This is a genomic window from Halogeometricum borinquense DSM 11551, assembly GCF_000172995.2.
Classification (GTDB): Archaea; Halobacteriota; Halobacteria; order Halobacteriales; family Haloferacaceae; genus Halogeometricum; species Halogeometricum borinquense.
This window is the reverse complement of the sequence record NC_014729.1, coordinates 1,968,623-1,987,182: the sequence shown is the minus strand read 5'-3', so window position 1 is coordinate 1,987,182 and position 18,560 is coordinate 1,968,623. Positions and strand designations below refer to the sequence as shown.

24 protein-coding genes are annotated in these 18,560 nt (G+C 61.1%); 14 read left to right on the top strand and 10 right to left on the bottom strand.

What is annotated here, in order from left to right; genetic code table 11:
• Nucleotides 1–107: 107 nt before the first annotated feature.
• Nucleotides 108–374 (bottom strand): Sec-independent protein translocase subunit TatA/TatB, encoded by a 267-nt coding sequence (locus HBOR_RS10025; protein WP_006056900.1) that lies wholly within the window; start codon nt 372–374, stop codon nt 108–110.
• Between the two features lie 279 nt (nt 375–653).
• On the opposite strand from HBOR_RS10025, the gene HBOR_RS10020 reads away from it, so the two are divergent.
• The 3 genes from HBOR_RS10020 (at nt 654) to HBOR_RS10010 (ending at nt 2,430) form a co-directional block, all read left to right on the top strand.
• On the top strand, nt 654–1,037 hold the full coding sequence (locus HBOR_RS10020; RefSeq protein ID WP_006056901.1) for a DoxX family membrane protein: 384 nt from the start codon (nt 654–656) through the stop codon (nt 1,035–1,037).
• A 43-nt stretch (nt 1,038–1,080) separates the two neighbouring features.
• Entirely contained in the window at nt 1,081–1,560 is a 480-nt protein-coding gene (locus HBOR_RS10015; RefSeq protein WP_006056902.1) for a redoxin domain-containing protein, read from the top strand.
• A gap of 63 nt (nt 1,561–1,623) precedes the next feature.
• Entirely contained in the window at nt 1,624–2,430 is an 807-nt protein-coding gene (locus tag HBOR_RS10010; protein WP_006056903.1) for an HD domain-containing protein, read from the top strand.
• Nucleotides 2,431–2,448: 18 nt separating this feature from the next.
• Here the strand turns inward: HBOR_RS10010 and HBOR_RS10005 are convergent, their stop codons facing one another.
• The 3 genes from HBOR_RS10005 to HBOR_RS09995 all read right to left on the bottom strand — a co-directional run bounded on the left by HBOR_RS10005 (nt 2,449) and on the right by HBOR_RS09995 (nt 4,055).
• Nucleotides 2,449–3,375, bottom strand: coding sequence for a mechanosensitive ion channel family protein (locus tag HBOR_RS10005; RefSeq protein ID WP_006056904.1), 927 nt, complete (start codon nt 3,373–3,375; stop codon nt 2,449–2,451).
• Nucleotides 3,372–3,620, bottom strand: coding sequence for a YhbY family RNA-binding protein (locus HBOR_RS10000; protein WP_006056905.1), 249 nt, complete (start codon nt 3,618–3,620; stop codon nt 3,372–3,374). The genes HBOR_RS10005 and HBOR_RS10000 overlap by 4 nt, the downstream gene beginning before the upstream one ends.
• Nucleotides 3,621–3,776: 156 nt before the next feature.
• Nucleotides 3,777–4,055: a ribonuclease P protein component 4 gene (locus tag HBOR_RS09995; protein ID WP_006056906.1), complete on the bottom strand. Its 279-nt coding sequence runs from the start codon at nt 4,053–4,055 to the stop codon at nt 3,777–3,779.
• A 189-nt stretch (nt 4,056–4,244) separates the two neighbouring features.
• On the opposite strand from HBOR_RS09995, the gene HBOR_RS09990 reads away from it, so the two are divergent.
• Nucleotides 4,245–5,360: a glycosyltransferase gene (locus HBOR_RS09990; RefSeq protein ID WP_013440631.1), complete on the top strand. Its 1,116-nt coding sequence runs from the start codon at nt 4,245–4,247 to the stop codon at nt 5,358–5,360.
• 25 nt (nt 5,361–5,385) lie between these two features.
• Here HBOR_RS09990 and HBOR_RS09985 read toward each other — a convergent pair whose 3' ends face one another.
• The 3 genes from HBOR_RS09985 to HBOR_RS09975 are packed head-to-tail and all read right to left on the bottom strand — an operon-like array spanning nt 5,386 to nt 7,626.
• Nucleotides 5,386–5,829: a hypothetical protein gene (locus tag HBOR_RS09985; protein ID WP_006056908.1), complete on the bottom strand. Its 444-nt coding sequence runs from the start codon at nt 5,827–5,829 to the stop codon at nt 5,386–5,388.
• Nucleotides 5,830–5,876: 47 nt separating this feature from the next.
• Entirely contained in the window at nt 5,877–6,623 is a 747-nt protein-coding gene (locus tag HBOR_RS09980; RefSeq protein ID WP_006056909.1) for a DUF2797 domain-containing protein, read from the bottom strand.
• 52 nt (nt 6,624–6,675) lie between these two features.
• A complete protein-coding gene (locus HBOR_RS09975; RefSeq protein WP_006056910.1) occupies nt 6,676–7,626 on the bottom strand; it encodes an NAD-dependent epimerase/dehydratase family protein in 951 nt (316 codons plus the stop codon).
• Between the two features lie 222 nt (nt 7,627–7,848).
• On the opposite strand from HBOR_RS09975, the gene HBOR_RS09970 reads away from it, so the two are divergent.
• The 4 genes from HBOR_RS09970 (at nt 7,849) to HBOR_RS09955 (ending at nt 10,639) form a co-directional block, all read left to right on the top strand.
• Nucleotides 7,849–8,427 carry a tRNA (cytidine(56)-2'-O)-methyltransferase gene (locus HBOR_RS09970; RefSeq protein ID WP_006056911.1) on the top strand — a complete coding sequence of 193 codons (579 nt, stop codon included), beginning with the start codon at nt 7,849–7,851 and terminating at the stop codon, nt 8,425–8,427.
• Between the two features lie 203 nt (nt 8,428–8,630).
• A complete protein-coding gene (locus HBOR_RS09965; protein WP_006056912.1) occupies nt 8,631–9,155 on the top strand; it encodes a transcription factor in 525 nt (174 codons plus the stop codon).
• Nucleotides 9,155–9,835 (top strand): DUF2110 family protein, encoded by a 681-nt coding sequence (locus HBOR_RS09960; RefSeq protein ID WP_006056913.1) that lies wholly within the window; start codon nt 9,155–9,157, stop codon nt 9,833–9,835. The genes HBOR_RS09965 and HBOR_RS09960 overlap by 1 nt, the downstream gene beginning before the upstream one ends.
• Before the next feature lie 6 nt (nt 9,836–9,841).
• Nucleotides 9,842–10,639, top strand: a complete 798-nt coding sequence (locus HBOR_RS09955; protein ID WP_006056914.1) for a DUF5803 family protein — start codon at nt 9,842–9,844, stop codon at nt 10,637–10,639.
• 21 nt (nt 10,640–10,660) lie between these two features.
• Here HBOR_RS09955 and HBOR_RS09950 read toward each other — a convergent pair whose 3' ends face one another.
• Nucleotides 10,661–11,704: a glycerophosphodiester phosphodiesterase gene (locus tag HBOR_RS09950; protein WP_006056915.1), complete on the bottom strand. Its 1,044-nt coding sequence runs from the start codon at nt 11,702–11,704 to the stop codon at nt 10,661–10,663.
• Nucleotides 11,705–11,967: 263 nt separating this feature from the next.
• Here HBOR_RS09950 and HBOR_RS09945 point away from each other — a divergent pair, with 263 nt between their 5' ends.
• The 3 genes from HBOR_RS09945 (at nt 11,968) to HBOR_RS09935 (ending at nt 15,107) form a co-directional block, all read left to right on the top strand.
• Nucleotides 11,968–12,666 (top strand): competence/damage-inducible protein A, encoded by a 699-nt coding sequence (locus HBOR_RS09945; RefSeq protein ID WP_006056916.1) that lies wholly within the window; start codon nt 11,968–11,970, stop codon nt 12,664–12,666.
• A 224-nt stretch (nt 12,667–12,890) separates the two neighbouring features.
• On the top strand, nt 12,891–13,973 hold the full coding sequence (locus HBOR_RS09940) for an ATP-NAD kinase family protein (RefSeq protein WP_006056918.1): 1,083 nt from the start codon (nt 12,891–12,893) through the stop codon (nt 13,971–13,973).
• Between the two features lie 102 nt (nt 13,974–14,075).
• Nucleotides 14,076–15,107: a phosphate signaling complex PhoU family protein gene (locus HBOR_RS09935; protein WP_006056919.1), complete on the top strand. Its 1,032-nt coding sequence runs from the start codon at nt 14,076–14,078 to the stop codon at nt 15,105–15,107.
• A gap of 47 nt (nt 15,108–15,154) precedes the next feature.
• On the opposite strand, the gene HBOR_RS09930 is transcribed toward HBOR_RS09935, so the two are convergent.
• Both HBOR_RS09930 and HBOR_RS09925 read right to left on the bottom strand, forming a co-directional pair.
• Nucleotides 15,155–15,541, bottom strand: coding sequence for a DUF7528 family protein (locus HBOR_RS09930; RefSeq protein WP_006056920.1), 387 nt, complete (start codon nt 15,539–15,541; stop codon nt 15,155–15,157).
• A gap of 168 nt (nt 15,542–15,709) precedes the next feature.
• Nucleotides 15,710–17,002, bottom strand: a complete 1,293-nt coding sequence (locus HBOR_RS09925) for an LEA type 2 family protein (RefSeq protein ID WP_013440628.1) — start codon at nt 17,000–17,002, stop codon at nt 15,710–15,712.
• A gap of 100 nt (nt 17,003–17,102) precedes the next feature.
• Between HBOR_RS09925 and HBOR_RS09920 the strand changes: the two genes are divergently transcribed.
• From HBOR_RS09920 to HBOR_RS09910, 3 genes are read left to right on the top strand one after another with little or no spacing between them, the layout of a single operon-like run.
• Complete coding sequence (locus HBOR_RS09920; protein ID WP_006056922.1) at nt 17,103–17,282, top strand: DUF7525 family protein; 180 nt, start codon at nt 17,103–17,105, stop codon at nt 17,280–17,282.
• A 57-nt stretch (nt 17,283–17,339) separates the two neighbouring features.
• Entirely contained in the window at nt 17,340–17,564 is a 225-nt protein-coding gene (locus tag HBOR_RS09915; protein ID WP_006056923.1) for a DUF7123 family protein, read from the top strand.
• Between the two features lie 40 nt (nt 17,565–17,604).
• Nucleotides 17,605–18,024, top strand: a complete 420-nt coding sequence (locus tag HBOR_RS09910; RefSeq protein WP_006056924.1) for an SRPBCC family protein — start codon at nt 17,605–17,607, stop codon at nt 18,022–18,024.
• Nucleotides 18,025–18,560: the final 536 nt, after the last annotated feature.

The window sequence follows — 18,560 nt, the reverse complement described above, 5'->3', positions numbered from 1 at the left end:
CGCTTGCAACGCTCGTACGGGAAAATCTTCGACCGGCGTGCAAACGGATTGCAGACGCTCCTACGACGGGTGTCTGTTTCCCGAGAAAGCCGGAGTGAGGAAGTCGGTTAGTTCGAGTCCGACGAGGTCGAGGTGGACGTGGACGTGGTCGTCGTCGTCTCCTCGTCTTCGTCTTCGTCGTCGTCGTTCTCCATCTGCTTGAGCTCTTCCTCGATTTCGTTTCGTCCGCGCTGGAATTCGCCCATAGCCTGACCCGTAGACCGAGCGAGCTTCGGAATCTTGTTCGCCCCGAACAGCAGCACGAGGACGAGCAGCACGATGAGGAGCTCCGGCCCACCCGGGATCCCCGGGAATAGAGGGGTAATCTGGAACATCGCTAACTGAGCCTAACCTACTCGTAACTATAGGCTTTTTGCATTTCACGGTCTCACATAGCCCCTCATTCCAACGGTCGAGCGACCACGAAACACAATTTACTGCCTTGTTACGGCTTCAAACTACCATATTCGGGAATGAAAATGAAAGCAACCGAGTCAGTCACGAGTACTAGCTAATCCACCGACCGGCGTTCGGTCGCCGCTCGCGCGTGTCGAAACCAGCGAGGACTGCTTCGGCCGTCAGCGTTTATCGCCCGCTAACCGTAGTTCGAATGTATGCTCAAGCGCTTGCTGTTCGTTCTCGCACGGGTACTGTTCGGTGCGAAATTCGCCCGTGACGGCTACGACAATCTCTCGAATATCGACGATATGATCGGCTACGCCGAGAGTGTCGGACTACCGTTCCCGAACGTTCTCGTCCCGGCCGCGAGCCTCCTGCTCTTCGTCGGCGGTGTGCTCCTCGCACTCGGCCTCGCGCCACTCCTCGGGGCTGCCGCTATCGCCGCGTTCCTGCTCGGTGTCACGCCACAGATGCACGACTTCTGGAATATGAGCGGCGACGAACGAGACGAGGAGTTCGACGCGTTCGTCCGGAACGCGTCGTTCTTCGGCGCGGCCGTCGCGTTCGCAGCGGCGATACGCGAACGTCGTAAACACTGACCGAGAGGGGAAGTTTCAACCGGCGTTCCGACGAGCAACCCATATGGTAGACGTAGGAGACGACGCTCCGGATTTCACTGCACCGCTTGCAGACGGCGACGTTGAATCGTTCACTCTCTCGGAGCATCTTGACGAAGCGCCCATCGTGCTCGCGTTCTTCCCGGCCGCGTTCACGAGTACCTGTACGACAGAGATGTGTACGTTCCGCGACCGGATGGCGAACTTCGAGGATATCGGTGCGACGGTGTACGGCGCCAGCATCGACACACCGTTCACGCTCAACGAGTTCCGCGAGCAGAACGACCTCAACTTCGCCCTCATCAGCGACACGAACCGCGAACTCATCCACGAGTACGACGTAGCCATGGACTTCGATTCGCTCGGCGTCCACAACGTCGCAAAGCGTGCGGTGTTTGTCGTGGACACCGACGGAACGGTGTCGTATGCGTGGGTGAGCGACGATCCGGGTGCCGAACCCGATTACGACGAAGTCGCAGCGGCGGCCGAGACGATGCGCGCCTAAATTCAGTAACGCGACCAATCCGACCGGAGATTCTTTCATCTCGCGGACGTACTACGGGACGGAATGGCCGAAGTAACCGATGATGGTGGTCGAAAGTACGATCCCGAAGCGAGCCACAACTTTCCGGACGAGAAACTCAACGAAGTCCTCCCGACGCTCCTCGACGATCCCGAGGTGAAGACGTATCTCAAGGCGCAGAACGTCAACGCAGTCACCCGGAAAGGGTACAACGACCACGGCGAGAAACACATCGAGATCGTTCGGAACCGAGCGCTCCGCCTGTACGATCTCCTGAAAGCCGGTGATGTCGATTTCAACGGTGCGTCTCAACAAGGATTAGCGGAGGAGGACGAAGCCGTCATCGTCGCTCTCGCGGCGACCCTACACGACATCGGCCACATCGTCCATCGCGACGAACACGCGTACTACTCGATTCCGCTCGCCGCAGACCTCTTAGACCGGTTCCTCCCGCAGTTCTACGACACGTCGGAAGTCGTGCGCATGAAGGCGGAGGTACTCCATGCTATATTGTGCCACCACACCGAAGAAGATCCCCTGACGACCGAAGCGGGAGTCATCCGCGTCGCCGACGCACTCGACATGGAACGCGGTCGGTCGCGCATCCCCTACGAGAAGGGCGGGCGGGGAATCAACACACTATCGAGTCAGGCTATCGACAACGTGTCGCTGAAACCCGGCACGGACAAGCCAGTCCTCGTCGAGATAGAGATGGTCAACGCCGCTGGCGTCTATCAGGTCGATAACCTTCTGAAAGCGAAACTGCACAACTCCCGATTGGAAGACCTCATTCGAATTGTGGCAGTCAACACGAAAGCGGAGAGTCAACTCGTTGAGCGGATCGAACTGTAAAACCGCGGGAGAGTCGAGTTAGTCGTCGAGAGGCCCGGCAACCTCTTCGAGACCGGCCACGGTGAGTTCGCCGCTGAGTGTCCGGTTCGGATACGGGATATCGATTCCCTGCTCGTCGAACCGCTCTTTGACTCGCTGAGTGTACTCGGCTTTCGTCTTCACGAAGTCAGCGCGACTCGGGTTCGAGATCCAAAAGCGCGACGTGAGTACCACCGAAGAGCCGCCCAGTTCCGTCAGGCGGACCGTCGGTCCGGGATCGTCCAGAATCTCCGGCTGCGCCCGTGCCTCTTCGAGAATAATGTCTGCCGCCGTATCGATGTCGTCGCCGTAGCCGATGCCGAACGGAACCTGCAACCGAAGGGTGTCCTTCGCGACGGGGTTTTTGATGACGCCGTCGGTGAGTTGCGAGTTCGGTACGGTAAGCAGTTCGTTGTCGAACGTCCGAATACGGGAGACGCGGAAACTGATATCCTCGACGACGCCGGAGTTTCCGTCCCACTCGATCCAGTCACCGATTCGGAACGGTTTGTCGGTGAAGATGAAGATTCCGGCGACAAAGTTCTGGAGGACGTCCTGCATGGCGAACCCGATAGCGAGCGTCGCAGCGGCCGCAATCGTGGCCAACGACTGCAAGAAGTTCTCGAAGCCCGCTGCTCCGAACGCGACGGTGATGCCGACGAAGACGACGACGACACTGGTGACGCGGCGGAGTGGTTTCTGCGCGTGGTCCTCCAGACTTCGGGAGTCCATCATGCGGTTGAGGACGGGAAAGACCACAATACGACCGAGTAGATACACTGCCACGAAGGCGGCAACGAAGGCGATAACGCGACCGAGGGGGACGGCAACGGACTCGGGAATCCCGAATCCAGCGAGAGCCCTGCCGATGGCGTCGTACAGTCCGCCCCCAGTATTCTGTTGCAGTACTAACAGCCCGACGCTCATCGATGAACGACTCCGGTGTTACCGCGGGTCTCGATGACTTCCGCGTTAACCCGGTCTGCGAGTTCCTCGGTCAGTTCCTCGACTGTCGTTCCTGCCCGCGCAGACCGGAGGAACTTGATTTTCACCAAGTCACGGTCCGCCAGTTGATCCGATAGCTCTTCTTCGACCGCACTGATTCCGCTTTTGCCGACCCAGACGGTTACATCGATATCGTGTGCCTCTTTCCGGAGATCTTGTTTTCCCATGCGTCACCTCTAGAAGGCCGAGTAGTTTCAACGTTAAGGGTCGCCGCTGTCGCTGTGAACGGATGACGCGCTTGAACGGATGATGCGCTTGAACGGATGATGCGCTCGAACGGATGATGCGCTCGAACGGATGATGCGCTCGAACGGATGACGCGCTCAGTCGAACGGATACCGCTCTGTCGCCCCGCAGTCGTGACACCGGACGATGACCCGACCGCGATGGACGCGGACGCGGGCGTTCTGTCCCGGACGGAGGTAGACGTCGCAGGCGTCGCACGTGGACCGCTGGAACGATTTCGGTAATCCGCACCGGTTTCGCTCCGCAATACGTCGCGCGAGGCGGACGTATTCACGAGAGCGGTCGAACTCCCCCTCCGTGGCCGCCTCCCGTGCGAGTCCGTGCAGACGCTCGATGCGTTCCTCCGCGATACTCATATTCGGAGGAGTGAGACCGTCGGGGAAAGTCGTTCCGCTCCGAACCGAACGGTTCCGCATATCGCCCGAGTCGCGTCGAAAACGACGAAAATCAGCGTCCAATGCACTCATTGGCGGGTGTGTCGCTACATGACGGAGCGGACGGAAGTCACAACGGTTTATCAGTCCCGGTCACACACCGGAGAACGAATGCAGTCGGTTGCGGCGTTCACTGATACGTATCTCCCGACCGTCAACGGCGTCTCGTACACCGTACAGACGTGGCGCGACCACTGGCGAGAACGCGACGGCCGGATGGATGTGGTGTATCCCGGGACCGACGACTACGTCCCCGACGCAGGGGAGTACCCCGTCAGAAGCGTCTCATTTCCGTTCTACGAGGGGTATCGCCTCGGCGTTCCTCGGGTACCCAGTCGCGTCGATGACGTAGATCTCGTCCACGCACACACGCCGTTCGCGCTGGGACTTTCGGGGTTGCGCTTGGCTCGGCAGAAGAATCTCCCGTTCATCGCCTCGTATCACACGCCGACCGGCGAGTACGCCGACTACCTCACCTCGCGCGACTCGTTCGAGCAACGAATCGAGTCGCTGTCGGAACGCTACGAACGGTGGTTCTTCGGTCGCGCAGACGCTGTCGTCTGCCCCAGTCAGGCAACCCGCGACCACCTTCACAACGTGGTCGGCGTCGAAGGCGAGGTGATCGTTCTCTCGAACGGCATCGATACCGACCGATTCGTTCCCACCGATGCCGCGGACTTCCGCGAGCGATACGACCTCCCGGATGGTCCACTCGTGGGCTACACCGGCCGCCACGGTTACGAGAAGAATCTCGACGAGTTCCTCAAAGCCGCCGACGGACTTGACGCGACGGTCGTCTTCGGTGGTGACGGCCCGGCGCGCGAGGAGTTGGAGTCGCTGGCGACGAAGATGGGGCTTGACGCGCACTTCTTGGGCTTTCTCCCGCGGGAAGAACTGCCGGCGTTTTACTCGGCACTCGACGCGTTCGTCTTCCCGAGTCCCGTCGAGACGCAGGGGTTGGTCGCCCTCGAAGCCAACGCCTGCGGGACGCCGGTCGTCGGCGTGAACGAGGGTGCCCTCTCGGACACCGTCGTGGACGGCGTGACGGGCTATCATTACTCCCTCGGCGACACAGATGCCTGCCGAGCGGCTATCGAACGTGTCCTTGACGAGCGCGAGACGCTCTCGAAGTCGTGTCTGGAACGTCGAGATGCGGTGAGTGTCGAACGCGCGGTTGACGAGCTCTCGACGCTGTACGACCGCGTATGTGCCGAAAAAGGATACTGAAACGTCGAAGCGACGGGGTGACGAATTAGTCGTCTAAGTCTTCGACGGCCTGCGCGATACGCTGGAGTTGTCGCGTTGCATCGCGGACTTCGTCGCGGAGTTGGCGAACCTCGCGGACGAGTTCTTCGTTCCCGGCCGATTCGGATTCGCCGCGACCGCCTGCGGCACCTGGCGGGCCACCGGGTCCACCGCCCATGCCGCCGCCCATACCGGGGCCGCCGCCGCCCATCATACCGCTCATCATTTGCGCGAACGGGTTGCCGCCGCCGGGGCCGCCACCGCCGCCCATCATCTCTTCGGGCGACGGTCGTTCGCCCTCTTCGCGTTCCTCTTCGCGCCGCTTTCGGATTTCTTCGACTCGTTCGCGGAACGACTTCTCCTCGTCGTCACCGTCAGCACCGGCTCCCTCGGTGGGTTCCCCGGCGTCTTCGGCCGATTCGTCCGTGGGTTCGTCTGGATCTTCGGGCATGTGGGTGACTTCTCGGTCCGATTGGAAAGGACTGTTGGTCCCGGCTGTTAGCCCCACGCACCGAGACTCGACTGCACGTCACGAGTCGTCGCTTCGGCGGTCACCTCGTGGCCTACGAGATCACGCAGGTCCACGGCGTAGGTACTGCCCGCGTGGTCGAGAACGAGCAGGCGGCCTTGGACACCGCGGACGGTGCCGGTGGCGATGACTTCATCGACCGGCCGGGCATCGAGTTCCAGTCCGTAGTCGAAGTCAAAGCGGTCGAGAACGTCGAACTCCGAGAGCAGTGACTCCCACGCCGCCTCGTCCACCTTGCGGTGGAGTCCATCGCGTTTCGTCGGAACGCGAATCCGGTCGGGAATCTCGTCTGCCAGTCCGGCCTCGATCTCGCGGGCGATGCGGCCGTTGGCAACCGTTCGAATGTGTGCGCCGCGGTCTGCGCCCTGTTCGCGCAAGCGCGTCTCAAGACGCCACTCCTTCGTTACGCCCACTTTGAACACGTCCGGCGCGAACGCGGCGAGATAGATCGCGTGCGAGTCGTGACAGTCCATCACGTCCTTCAGACAGGTACCGGTACACTTCGCGCACACCCACGTAGACCGGTGGTCCCGGCAGTAGGGCGCGGCGTCGTTTTCGCACGCGCAGTGTTCGTCGTCGGTCATGACACCCGCGCAGTGGCGTTCGCCGAGCGTGTACGTCAGTTCCGTTCCGGGGTCGAGTGTGACGTGTTCAACATCGCCGTCGCTGGCGAGAAAGAGTCCCGGTCCGGCCGTATCATACCCGACGAACTGCACGACGAAAGCTGGGGGCCGACCCGATAAAAGGCGTACTGTTCGCGCGTCCGACTCAGGCTTCGACGCCGTACTCGTCGCGCAGTTCCGCCGCGAGTTCGCGCGTCGCGCGGCGCACGGCGTCGTCGCTGGAGGCGTCGGGTTCCCAGCCGAGTGCGGAGAGTTTCTCGATAGACAGGCGCATCCGCGGCACGTCACCCTCCCAGCCGCGGTCGCCGCCGGTGTACTCGTACTCGGGGTCCAGATCCATCACGTCCGAGACGATGTCTGCGATTGTCGTGACGGAGGTCGTCGTCCGCGTCCCGAGGTTGTACGTGTTCATCGACTGCTCGGCGTTCTCGACAACGTGCGAGATGGCGCGCACGCAGTCTTCGACGTGGAGGTAGGATTTCTCCTGTCGGCCGTTGCCGAGGATGGTGAGCGTTTCAGGATCTTCGAGCAGTTTCTCGATGAAGTCGGGGATGACGTTGCCGCGCTGTTTCGGACCGACGATGTTGGCAAAGCGGAACAGCCAGACAGTGACGTCTTTCGAGTGGGCGTACGTGGAGAGCAGTCCCTCGTCTGCAAGTTTCGACGCGCCGTAGACACTGATGGGTTCGAGGGGTGCGTAGTCTTCCGGCGTCGGACGCGGTGCCTCGCCGTACACGGTCGAAGAGGAGGTGAAAGCGATGTTCGAGACGCCGACTTCCTCCATGCGTTCGAGGACGTTGTACGTCATCTCGGTATTCTCCTCGAACAGTTTGCGGGGGTCGGCGTAGTTCGTGTCCGTGTAAGCGGCGAAGTGGAAAACCACGTCCACGTCTTCGGTGATGACCTCGGCCACGTCGCTGGCGTCAGTCAGATCGGCCTTCACGAACTCGACGCCGTCGGGAACGCGTTCGCGCGTCCCTTTCGACAGGTCGTCGGCGACGACGACATCGTTCTCATCGCGGAGGTACTGTGCGAGGTGGGAACCGACGAGTCCCGCCCCGCCGGTGACGACGACTCGTTTTTCGGAAAGTCGCATACTGTCACTGCACCACCCTGTAGTAAGTTCGTTCTGGTCCCGTTCGTCACTATTCGTTCTGTTGTTGTCTCGCGTATTCCCTGCCCTCGCCGGAATCTCCTCGTCGGCTGTAAGCGCACTCTCGGTCCCGAGGCGGGTTATCGTCGCGTCTGTGGGGCCATCGACAGTCGGAGAGGCAAACGAAGCGAAGGGCCTTAGCGGGCGGACCGCTTCGCTCGGCGTATGCACGAGGAACCCGAAGTCGCCGTCCTCCGGTACGGACACAGACCGGGGCGGGACGACCGGATGACGACGCACGTCGGCCTGACGGCCCGCGCACTCGGTGCCGACCGCGTCATCTTGCCCGACAACGCCGGCCAGTCGAAAGAGACTGTCGAGGACATCACCGGCCGGTTCGGCGGCCCGTTCGGTGTCGAACTAACGGACGCCCTCAACGCCGTCATCCGCAACTGGGAGGGCGTCGTCGTCCACCTGACGATGTACGGCGAACGCGTCCAAGATGTTGAGGAGGACGTACGGGAAGTCCACGAGGAGACGCCCATCCTCATCGTCGTCGGCGGCGAGAAGGTTCCGTTCGAGGTGTACGAACACGCGGACTACAACGTCGGCGTGACGAACCAACCGCACTCGGAAGTCGCCGGCCTTGCGGTGTTCTTAGACCGCCTGTTCGACGGCCGGGAACTCGACCGCGAGTGGGAAAATGCCGACCGGAAAGTGATTCCGAAAGCGACGGGAAAGAAGGTGGTCGAACCCGGTGCTGACGGCGAAGCGAGTGACGCCGACGCGACCGAGGACGCCTGACTGTCCGTTCGATCTGCTATTCGACGCTTGGGGCGACGCGTTCAGCGTCGTGTCGTTCGCCGCTTCTCGCTCGCGGATGTCACCAGCGACGACAGCCACGAGATACATGTCAATTATATTTATATCGCCACCCGAGAGTATCGTCCCAACGAACCACGCCACATCCGGAGATTTTAAACGGCTTTGCGGCGGAACAGAACACAATGGCTTTTGAAGGGCTGCTGAACGACCCTGTCATCCAGAAGTACCTCCACGAACTGGTTGGACCGACGGGGATGCCGGTTGCGGCCGCGCCGCCGGACGGCGAGGTCACCGACGAAGAGTTGGCCGAGGAGTTGGGCCTCGAACTGAACGACGTTCGCCGGGCGCTCTTCATCCTCTATGAGAACGACCTCGCATCGTACCGTCGTGTCCGCGACGAAGATTCGGGGTGGCTTACCTACCTCTGGACGTTCCACTACGAGAACATCCCGGAGAACCTCGAAGAGGAGATGTACCGTCTCCTCGACGCGCTCGAAGAACGGTTGGAGTACGAACGGACCCACGAGTTCTATCTTTCGGAACCCGCGGGCATCCGCTTTGAGTTCTCCGAGGCGATGGAACTCGGCTTCCAATGCCCCGAGACTGGTGCACCCCTCGAACCGATGGAGAACGACGATATGGTTGACGCCATGGAACGGCGCATCGAGGAGTTGCGCGACGAACTCAACGTCGAGGCGACGAACTGATGGTCGTCCTCGCTACCAAGTGCTACGTCGAAGGCGACGCGCGGGAACGCGCATTAGATAGCCTCGACTCCCTGATCCGCAACGATATCGGCGAGTTGGACGTGTCGTGGGACATCGGCGTCCGCGATGACGACTTCATCTCCGTTACCGTGTCGGGCGACGACGCAACCGCCGCTCGGAACCTCCTCGGAGACGAGTGGGGCGAAGTGACGCCGCACCTGACCGAGGGTGAGACGTACGTCGGGACGCTCGACGAATGGGACGAGGACGGATTCATCCTCGACGTGGGCTTTCACAACTACGTCCGGATTCCCGCCGACGAAATCGGTCTCGGTACCGGGTCACCGACGCAGATTCGTGACCGTTTCGGCATCGTCCAGCACACCCCATTGTCGTTCGTCTACGACGAGGATGGGTCGCGCCTGTCCGACGAGACGCGCGACAAACTGTACGACTGGACACGCGAGGAAGGAAGCGGTCGGGTCAACGTCAACAGCGCGACCCGCGGTGAAGTTCGCGCGACGGTCAACCGCGCCGGACACGCCAAAGACATCGTCACCGTCGAACGCCTCGGCCTCCTCGAACAGAGCATCGTCTGTCCGGAGGGGACCGACCCGCCCGGACTCCTCGCCAGCATCGGTTCGTACCTCCCGGCTGAACTCAAGTGCGTCTTGACCTGAGGAGAGATGAACCGACGATTGCTCCTCGCACTCGCGGCGCTTGCCCTCCTTGTTCTCACGTCCGGTTGTCTCGGCTTCGGCACGGGTGACGTTTCGAAAGAGCGCGTTAACGCCGAACCGCCGGACGGCGGATACACGTGGGACGCCAACACGACGGTCCGCATCGAGATACAGGCAAATACGCAGTACACCGCGGTGTACGAACTCAACCAGACGGAGATAGAGCTGTACCGCCGGGATGGGCTTGGCGGCCGGAATCCGCTCTCCGTCGAAGCGGTGCAGTACCGCTACCCGAACGGGACGCAACTCGACGGCAGCGAGATACGCGAGCGCGGCGGTGAAATCCGACAGACCCGCGATGTGACTATCATCGCCCTCCCCTCGGACGCGCCCGAGAACGGCGGCGGAAAGCTCGCCTTCACCGGAAGCGGGTCGGCGAAGAGGTTCTCGCTTCCGACGTACGTCGATGGCTCCTACGAGATTCTCCTGCCGCCGGACCGGAGCATCGATGTACCCATCATCGGACAGGCCCGCCCGCCCGGGTACGACTACTCGCGCGTCAACGGGCAAATTCTCCTCAGATGGTCCGAAATGAGCGCAGACACCGTCTCCGTGCAGTTCTACCTCGAGCGGGACCTGTACATCTTTGGCGGTGTCTTCGTCCTCTTCGGCCTCATCGGTCTGGGCGGACTTCTTTACTATCGCCGCCAGATCGAGGAGCTGAAAGACCAACGTGAGGAGATGGGCCTCGACGTTGACACCGACGACGAGTTCGACGAGGGACCGCCACCGGGAATGCGCTGAAACCCCCGGCTACACAATCGCTTATTTGTCGTTGTCGCTGTCGTTGGTGTCGTCGCTGTCGTTGTCGTTGTCTACTGTGTTCTCAGCGGACCACAACAGATTCGGATAGTCGGCGATGAGACCGTCTACACCCGCTTCGGCGAGCCGTTCTGCCTGATACCACGTTCCGATGGTCCACGTATTCACCGTACGACCCTCCTCGTGTGCGACTTCGACGAGGTCAACGTCAGCGAACGGTCCCGAGAGGTAGTACTCGTCCTCGAAGAACGGCGTTCCCTGAATCATGTTGTACGGCGGGTGAATCGCCTCGCAGTCGTATTCGCGTGTTATCGCAAGTCCCGTCTCGATAGAGTCCCAGAACAGACACCCGATAGGTACGTCGGGGTCGATATCGCGGACGACGGCCAGCGCCGCCTCGTGAAACGACGAGACGAGAACGTCGTTCTCTGCATCGGCGGCGATTTCGAGCGCTGTTTCAGCCATCGGCCGCCACACTTCCATCTGCGATTCGAGTTCCGCCGCAGAGAGTTTCTCTGCGAACCTGACGTTCGTCGTTCCCGGATTCTTGAACTCGATGTTGACGCCCGCGTCGTCCGGGATGGCGTCGAACACCTGTTCGAGACGCGGAATCGTCTCACCGCTCTGTAGCACTTCGGTCTCTTGCAGTTCCTCCCACGAGTGGTCCCAAACGTAGCCATCAAGGTCGGTGGGGCCGCGTTCGCCACCATCCCGGCCGCTGAGTTCCGAGTCGTGGAAGACGACTACCTTCCCGTCGGCCGTCGGGACAATATCTATCTCGACCATCTCAGCGTCGTCACCCCACGTTGCTCGACCGACCGCACCGACAGTGTTCTCGGGGTACACACCGGCGAACCCGCGGTGAGCGATTATCGCCGGGTCAGTCGTTCCGTCGTCGTTCATGCGTTCACTCTCCCGTGAGGACGCGGTGTTCGTCTCGGGGGGAACCACGGAGGTGAGTGACGACACTCCCGCAACTGTACTGGTTCCCGTGAGCGCACCCGCCACGAACGACCGACGGTCGAGTTTGTATTCCTTCCATGACACTACCGCCGAGTTCTGCCGGTGAGGAGAAAAATGCTGGTAAGCGCCCTATATATGGCTCGTGTGACAACGAGTGAACCGCCTCGGGGTCAAGTCAAGGGAAATCTTCGATTTCCTGTGTATCCAGCAAATCGCAGAGCGATTTGCGAGACCCCGAGGCACTCGGCCTGCTCCGCCTGTAGAACAGCCCGGGCGAGCAGAATCGTTCGGAGGCATCCACCGAGGTGTGCCGCGGGGCTTTTGCAGTCCTCGTACCTAAGGGCGGTATGCGAATTGCAGTCGTGACCGTCGGGGACGAACTCCTCGCCGGTGACACGGTGAACACGAACGCGTCGTGGTTGGCAGAGCGGTTGACTGCACGGGGCGTCCGCGTCGAACGCGTGACGACAGTCCCGGACCGGGTCGCCGAAATCGCCCGCGTCGTCAACGAGTATCGTGCCGAGTACGACGCCGTCATCGTCACGGGCGGACTCGGACCGACGCACGACGACCTGACGATGGCTGGCGTCGCCGCCGCCGTCGGCCGCGAACTGGTCGAACACGAGGCGGCCTTAGAGTGGCTGACCGAACACGGCGGGTACGCCGCAGCGGAGTTATCCGAGGGGACAACGGACCTTCCGGCGCGTGCGCGGATGCTCCCGAACGAGGTGGGGGTCGCACCCGGTGCCGTCGTCGAAGATATCTACGTGCTCCCCGGCGTCCCCGAGGAGATGAAGGCGATGTTCGAACGCATCGAATCCGAGTTTAACGGCGAGACGACGTACACGGAGACGGTTCGGACAGTCGAACCCGAGAGCGAACTCGTCGGGCGTTTGCACGACGTTCAAGAGATGTTCGACGTAACGGTCGGGAGTTATCCCGGCGACGACGTTCGGCTGAAACTGACCGCGAACGACGAGTCTGAACTGCGAGATGCGGCCGGATGGCTGGAAGAGCGAGTTGAAATCGCCGACGAAGCGAAGTAGGCTACCGGTAGAGGTAGAACAGCCAACCGGCAGCCACGAGGAGACTCAGGATGAGAATCACTGCGCCGGTTTCCATGATAGGGAACGGTTCGCCGGTGACTTCGAGCGGAATCATCATTGCTTCACCCTTACTGGGCACCTTTCTTAAACGTTGAACTTCCGGCATCGGCGAACCCGCTGCCTGCACCGGCGCGCTTTTGAGGCGGCCGTCACTCGATTCGAGTATGCGAATCGGTGTCGTCGTGAACCCCATCGCGGGAATGGGCGGTCGGGTCGGACTGAAGGGGACCGACGGGAAAGTCGAGGAGGCACGTGCCCGCGGTGCGGACCCTCGCGCCCCGAACCGTGCGCGTCGGATGTTTGAGGCGTTGCGTGACGCGAACGAGGCGGTGACTGTCTTCGTCTGGGGTGGCGAGATGGGCGAGTCGGAGGCAACAGATATCGGTCTCTCCCCGGAGGTTCTCGGGGCACCGAAGTCAGCGGAGACGACAGCCGAAGACACGCGCCGCGCCGTTGAGGCGTTCGTCGATGCGGCTGTTGATCTCGTCTTGTTCGTCGGCGGCGACGGCACCGCCGCGGACGTTGCAGAGGCACTGGCCGCCGCCGGGGCCGACGAGACGGTGCCGATGCTCGGCGCGCCGGCGGGTGTGAAAGTCTACTCGTCGGTGTTTGCAGTCTCTCCCGAGGACGCGGCGACGGTGGCGACGACGTTCGACCGGACCGAACGGCGGGAAGTGATGGATATCGACGAGGACGACTACCGCGAGGGTGAGGTCCACCCCGAACTCCGCGCTGTCGCCACCGTCCCCGTCGCCGACGACATGCAGTCGTCGAAGCAACTCGGCGGCGGCACAGTTGATGCTCTGGCCGCGGGCGTCGCAGACGATATCCGCGACGCTTCCGAGAAGACGTTCGTCCTCGGACCGGGCAGTACCGTCGGCGCGGTGAAGGCCGAACTCGGGTTCGAGGGGTCGCCCATCGGCGTGGACGTATGGCGCGATGGCGAGGTGGTGGTCCGGGACGCGACGGAGTCAGAGATTCTAGACGCCTTGGGTTCAGAGGGTGAGAACGTCATCGTCGTCTCACCGATTGGCGGGCAGGGATTCGTGTTCGGGCGCGGGAACCCCCAACTGTCGCCCGACGTGATCCGACAGTGTGACGTGGAGATCATCGCTTCGCGGGCGAAACTCGACGGGGTCGGCGAACTACACGTCGATACCGACGACCCGGAACTGGACGAGGAACTCACGGGGTGGACACGAGTCCGCGTCGGCCGGTTCGAGCGGCGGATGATGCAAGTCGTCTGATCGGTATCGTTCTTCCCTGCTGTCATATGACATCCCAATTCTGTACATCTATATAATCGGCATATAGTGAGGATTAAGGTCATCCCCAACAAGGGAGACGATATGGAGACGCGTAAGGTACAGCGATTGGGTCCCTCCACGCTGGCGATGACGCTCCCGGCAGAGTGGGCCAAAGAACACAACGTGAACAAGGGCGACGAGGTGTCCCTCCGAATGGGCGGCAAAGGGACGCTGACGGTGCTTCCCGAGTCCGCAAGTCAAGAGGACGCGTTGGCGACGATTCGTGCTGACGCGCTCAACGCGGACGCACTCGAACGGGCAATCGTCGCCCAGTACGTACTCGGTCGGCGAGTCATCCACATCGAGAAGAGCGAAGGGGCACTGGATTCCGAACACATCAACGCCGTCTACAAAGCGGAGACGCAACTGATGGGACTCGGCGTCATCGAGGAGACGCCGGAACGGATCGCCATCCGTTGCTCTGTGGACCCCGAGGATTTCAGTCTCGACAACCTTCTGGAACGCTTAGAGAACACGGGGAGTACGATGCGCGGCGAGGCCATCAAGGCACTCGCACACGGAAATCCCGACCTCGCACAGCGCGCACTCAACCGTGAACGGCAGGCGAATAAGATATTCGTCCTCCTCCTTCGCCTCATCTTCACGGCGTACCAGAACCCGAACCTCTGCCGAGCCGTGGGGCTCGAATCCGGATTCCCCCTCATCGGCTACCGGTCGGTGGCCAAGAACCTCGAACTCACAGCCGACAACGCAGAAGATATCGCCAATATCGTGATGGACGCCGACGGCCATACGCTCGATATCGACTCTACGACGATGCGGCGCATCCGCGAGTTCACCGATCAGGTGGACAAAATCACGGCGACCGCAGTCCAGTCAGTGGTCGAACGGGACTACGACCTGACCGTCGAGTGCCGCGAACTGTTCCGCGACATTCGGGACAAAGAGCGCGACATCCTCGATGACTTAGACGAGATGGATAACCAGAAGCTCCTGCAGATACGCGAAGTGCTGGTCAGCCTCCAACAGACCGCACAGTATGCGATGCGGAACGCAGAGATTGCGGCGAACCTCGCTCTCAACGAGGAGTCCGATCACGTCACTATCGGTTAATCGTCGCGGATTTTCGCGGTGTGATATTTTTCGGACGACGGTGGCGGTCAGTCGGCCGTCACGTCGGCGGCCTCCCCTGCACCGGCGTCCGCGGCGTCGGTCTTGACGACCGTCAGCGGATTCCGCTGTGCGATGTCGCAGTCGAACGCCGGATGCTCACCGAAATGGCGCACAACCATGTGTCGCCGCGACCCGGTGATTCCCGTTCGACTCACGTCGTCGGCGGTGAACTCGTCGGGTAAGCGGTCGAACAACCGGCGCAGCGCGTCGAAGCTATCGAACACCTTCGTATTGCCCGCTGAGTCGGCACCGCGCCGTGAGACGACGTAGCTGCCGTCCATGCGGTGTTCACCCGCTGTGCGGAAGAACTCCTGTTTCTCTGTGATAGCAGCGCCGATGGCGTCTTGCAACTCGGCGGCGTCCGCTCTGGACATTTCACAGGAACTGTTACCGACATGAACGACAACGGACTCGTCGTTCGTAGTTACCGAGATAGGGTTCTCATCGGACGAGAAGAACTCGACCAGGAGCTTGGGTACTCCGGTTCATTGTACCCCCACGTTTCGAGGGGGTGGGTAAAAGCCTGTCGGCGATACGAACGCTTACCGTAACGTCCGGACCGCGGAGTCGGCAGACGGTCGGAACGAGAACAGGCCGTCGTCCGTCTCGGTGGCAGTTTCCGTCGCCGTCTCAGTTTCTGTCGTGGTCTCGGTTTCCGTTGTGGTCGCGGTTCCCGTCGATGTTGCTGTTGCCGTCTCGGTCGATGTAGCCGTCTCCGTCGCGGTGCCGTCATCGAGGAGTCCACCATCGTCATCGCCTTCGGCCGCTGTCTCCGTCGGTGTCGCCGTCTCCGTTGCCGTCTCGGTCGCGGTCGAAGAGTCGTCGTTATCGGTTGACGTTTCTGTGCCTCCCTCACCCGTCTCGTTCGCCATCGTTGCAGGCTTGGTGCCGAAGAGGTCCGTCTCGATGGTTTCGGTGTACGTCAACGCATCAAGCGGGATGCGGATCGTCTCTCCCGCGAGGTCCAGTCGGGCGTGGAAGTCGATCCGAAGATCAGTCACCTGATTCCGTTCGAGGTGGCTGCCCCACCACTCATCAAGGTTCTCGTTTCGGATGTACGTCGTCGTCTCGATGGTCTTCGTCGACTTCGGCGGAATCACGTATCCCGACTCGCTGGCTCCGTCGCCCATGGCCACGTCGTTCATCGAGATATCGTATCCGAGGCGTGTGACCGTGATCGGGTACGGTTTGGGGTTGTACACGACGAATTTGAGATGCAGCGGCGTCACCGACTCGTTCACCTCGCCCCACGTCGCGTTCGTCTCGTTGATGTAGAGGACTGGATCGGAAACGACGGGCGAGTTGGCGTTCACTGGCCGGGTCGCAGAGGAGTTGAACTGCGAGAGCATATCAGTATTCACCTCCCGCGTGACGTTTGGCGCGCCGAACGTTCGCCCGAGCGTCTCGGAACGAACTGTGGGATCGATTTGGACGACCGTGTGTTCTCCGTTCCGAACGTGGGACCGCCACCACGGAATGATACGCTCGTTTTGCATCTGCGTGGTCGTGTTCACCGTCGCATTCCCGGAGTCGATAGCGACGCCCGACTTCTCACCGTCGGCGATTCGAACGTCGTTCATCCAGACGCTGTAGTTCACTGCCACGCCGCCGAGAGAGATTCCAAACGGTGACGGATTCGAAACCGAGATGGTTGTCTCGATAGTCGTCGTCTCGTTCGTTACCGCTCCGAAACGGTTCTCGACACCCGTAACCGCGGGTGCGCCGACAACACCTGTGGCGACCAACACGCCGACAAGAACGGCGAGTACCGCAACGGCCGTAACGGCGGTTCGGAGTGTGCTCCCGATGAGCACCGATCTAATTTGCCCGGACATGGACAACGGAATTCGTTCCTGCTACAAATGTGGTCCGGCTGCCGCCAGTCGTGCCAGAGAGTGTCGAATGAACTAAGTCGGTACCGTCGAACCCGAGCATATGCAGACAGAGAGCGTCCAATCGGACAAGGGAATCGGCTTTGCAGTCCTCTTCTCCATTATCACCGTCATCGGTGCGGCGGGAATGATCGTTGGAGACCAGCTCACGGCCGCTGTAGGCTTCGCTGTCGCCATCATTGCCGCATCGCTCGCCGTTGTTGCGGCACAGACATTCTGGTAAACCAACGTTTGTCTGACAAGAAACCGTTAAGGCAGGAACTCTCTTAGCACCTGTGAAATGAGTGACTACACCGACGAAGAACAGCGGATTATCGCCTACCTGCGGGAGAGTGTTGGCGCAGGCGAGCGATATTTCCGGGCGAAGAATATCGCCGAGGCCATCGGTCTCTCTGCGAAGCAGGTCGGTGCGCGTCTCCCGCGACTTGCAGAGAAGTCCGAGGAAGTCGAGATCGAAAAGTGGGGCCGCGCCCGGTCTACGACGTGGCGCGTCACCGTGGGATAGGTCGGGTGGCTTTTTTACCTCCTCTCCGTAGCCGGTCGATATGACGGTACGTGTCAGGCGTGCGTTCGAGTTCGACGCTCCACCAGCGGACATCTGGGAGTTCATCGCTGACCCTCGAAACCGCGCAGAGGCGATCAGTGTGGTCGAGAAATACGACGTCGAACCGAACACCAACGAGGTAACCTGGCACGTTTCGCTCCCGATTCCCATCTTGAACTCGACGGTAGCCATCAAGACGAACGATGTCGAACGCAATCCACCCCGGTTCGTCCGATTCGTCGGGAAATCGAAAGTAATGCGCGTCTCCGGCGAACACACCGTCGAGGAGACCGAGACCGGCAGCCGCCTCACTAACGAATTCGTCGTTGATGGACGCGTTCCCGGTGTCGAGCGCTTCTTCAAACGGAATCTCGACCGTGAACTGGAGAATCTCGAAGCGGCGCTCCGAGAGACAGTATAGAGATTCAAGGAGGATACTGGTGGCTTCAGCCACCAGATGAATCCGACAATTTAAGTCACAAATCATTGCACACAGAGTTGTACGTGGGAACTGGCAGTTGAGTCGGTGTTTGCCACGGCGAGAGCCGAAATCAAACACGTAAGCCGACCACGCCGACAGTCGTTAAACAATCAGATAACTCGAAGCCCTTCTACGGGGTACGAGTAACGGCTTCGTGGCAGAGCCACTGGCTGACTGTCCAGCAAACCTTACACTCCCAACCTTCAGGATTGACCTGCCCGCCCAACACCGGGTGGGAGGCCCGCGACGTTAGGTGTGGGAGGATGTCACCGTAGCGTCTCGTCGAGGACGGCGAGAGCAGAATCCGTCAGTCGGATTCGACTGGGGTCGGGTATTCGATGCTGTCCCATTCTATGTCAACGATTCACCCGGTGGGTTTATTCGTCTGCCTTTCGTAGCTGCTATCGCCGACATACAGGCGCTTTTCTCGTCTACGTCGGCAAGACCCGCCGCACCACGCCGTAGTGCACGGGGTC

Coding starts and splice junctions, on each gene's coding strand:
- HBOR_RS10025 (WP_006056900.1), bottom strand. CDS start 374: ATGTTCCAGATTACCCCTCTATTCCCGGGGATCCCGGGTGGGCCGGAG.
- HBOR_RS10020 (WP_006056901.1), top strand. CDS start 654: ATGCTCAAGCGCTTGCTGTTCGTTCTCGCACGGGTACTGTTCGGTGCG.
- HBOR_RS10015 (WP_006056902.1), top strand. CDS start 1,081: ATGGTAGACGTAGGAGACGACGCTCCGGATTTCACTGCACCGCTTGCA.
- HBOR_RS10010 (WP_006056903.1), top strand. CDS start 1,624: ATGGCCGAAGTAACCGATGATGGTGGTCGAAAGTACGATCCCGAAGCG.
- HBOR_RS10005 (WP_006056904.1), bottom strand. CDS start 3,375: ATGAGCGTCGGGCTGTTAGTACTGCAACAGAATACTGGGGGCGGACTG.
- HBOR_RS10000 (WP_006056905.1), bottom strand. CDS start 3,620: ATGGGAAAACAAGATCTCCGGAAAGAGGCACACGATATCGATGTAACC.
- HBOR_RS09995 (WP_006056906.1), bottom strand. CDS start 4,055: ATGAGTATCGCGGAGGAACGCATCGAGCGTCTGCACGGACTCGCACGG.
- HBOR_RS09990 (WP_013440631.1), top strand. CDS start 4,245: ATGCAGTCGGTTGCGGCGTTCACTGATACGTATCTCCCGACCGTCAAC.
- HBOR_RS09985 (WP_006056908.1), bottom strand. CDS start 5,829: ATGCCCGAAGATCCAGACGAACCCACGGACGAATCGGCCGAAGACGCC.
- HBOR_RS09975 (WP_006056910.1), bottom strand. CDS start 7,626: ATGCGACTTTCCGAAAAACGAGTCGTCGTCACCGGCGGGGCGGGACTC.
- HBOR_RS09970 (WP_006056911.1), top strand. CDS start 7,849: ATGCACGAGGAACCCGAAGTCGCCGTCCTCCGGTACGGACACAGACCG.
- HBOR_RS09965 (WP_006056912.1), top strand. CDS start 8,631: ATGGCTTTTGAAGGGCTGCTGAACGACCCTGTCATCCAGAAGTACCTC.
- HBOR_RS09960 (WP_006056913.1), top strand. CDS start 9,155: ATGGTCGTCCTCGCTACCAAGTGCTACGTCGAAGGCGACGCGCGGGAA.
- HBOR_RS09955 (WP_006056914.1), top strand. CDS start 9,842: ATGAACCGACGATTGCTCCTCGCACTCGCGGCGCTTGCCCTCCTTGTT.
- HBOR_RS09945 (WP_006056916.1), top strand. CDS start 11,968: ATGCGAATTGCAGTCGTGACCGTCGGGGACGAACTCCTCGCCGGTGAC.
- HBOR_RS09940 (WP_006056918.1), top strand. CDS start 12,891: ATGCGAATCGGTGTCGTCGTGAACCCCATCGCGGGAATGGGCGGTCGG.
- HBOR_RS09935 (WP_006056919.1), top strand. CDS start 14,076: ATGGAGACGCGTAAGGTACAGCGATTGGGTCCCTCCACGCTGGCGATG.
- HBOR_RS09930 (WP_006056920.1), bottom strand. CDS start 15,541: ATGTCCAGAGCGGACGCCGCCGAGTTGCAAGACGCCATCGGCGCTGCT.
- HBOR_RS09925 (WP_013440628.1), bottom strand. CDS start 17,002: ATGTCCGGGCAAATTAGATCGGTGCTCATCGGGAGCACACTCCGAACC.
- HBOR_RS09920 (WP_006056922.1), top strand. CDS start 17,103: ATGCAGACAGAGAGCGTCCAATCGGACAAGGGAATCGGCTTTGCAGTC.
- HBOR_RS09915 (WP_006056923.1), top strand. CDS start 17,340: ATGAGTGACTACACCGACGAAGAACAGCGGATTATCGCCTACCTGCGG.
- HBOR_RS09910 (WP_006056924.1), top strand. CDS start 17,605: ATGACGGTACGTGTCAGGCGTGCGTTCGAGTTCGACGCTCCACCAGCG.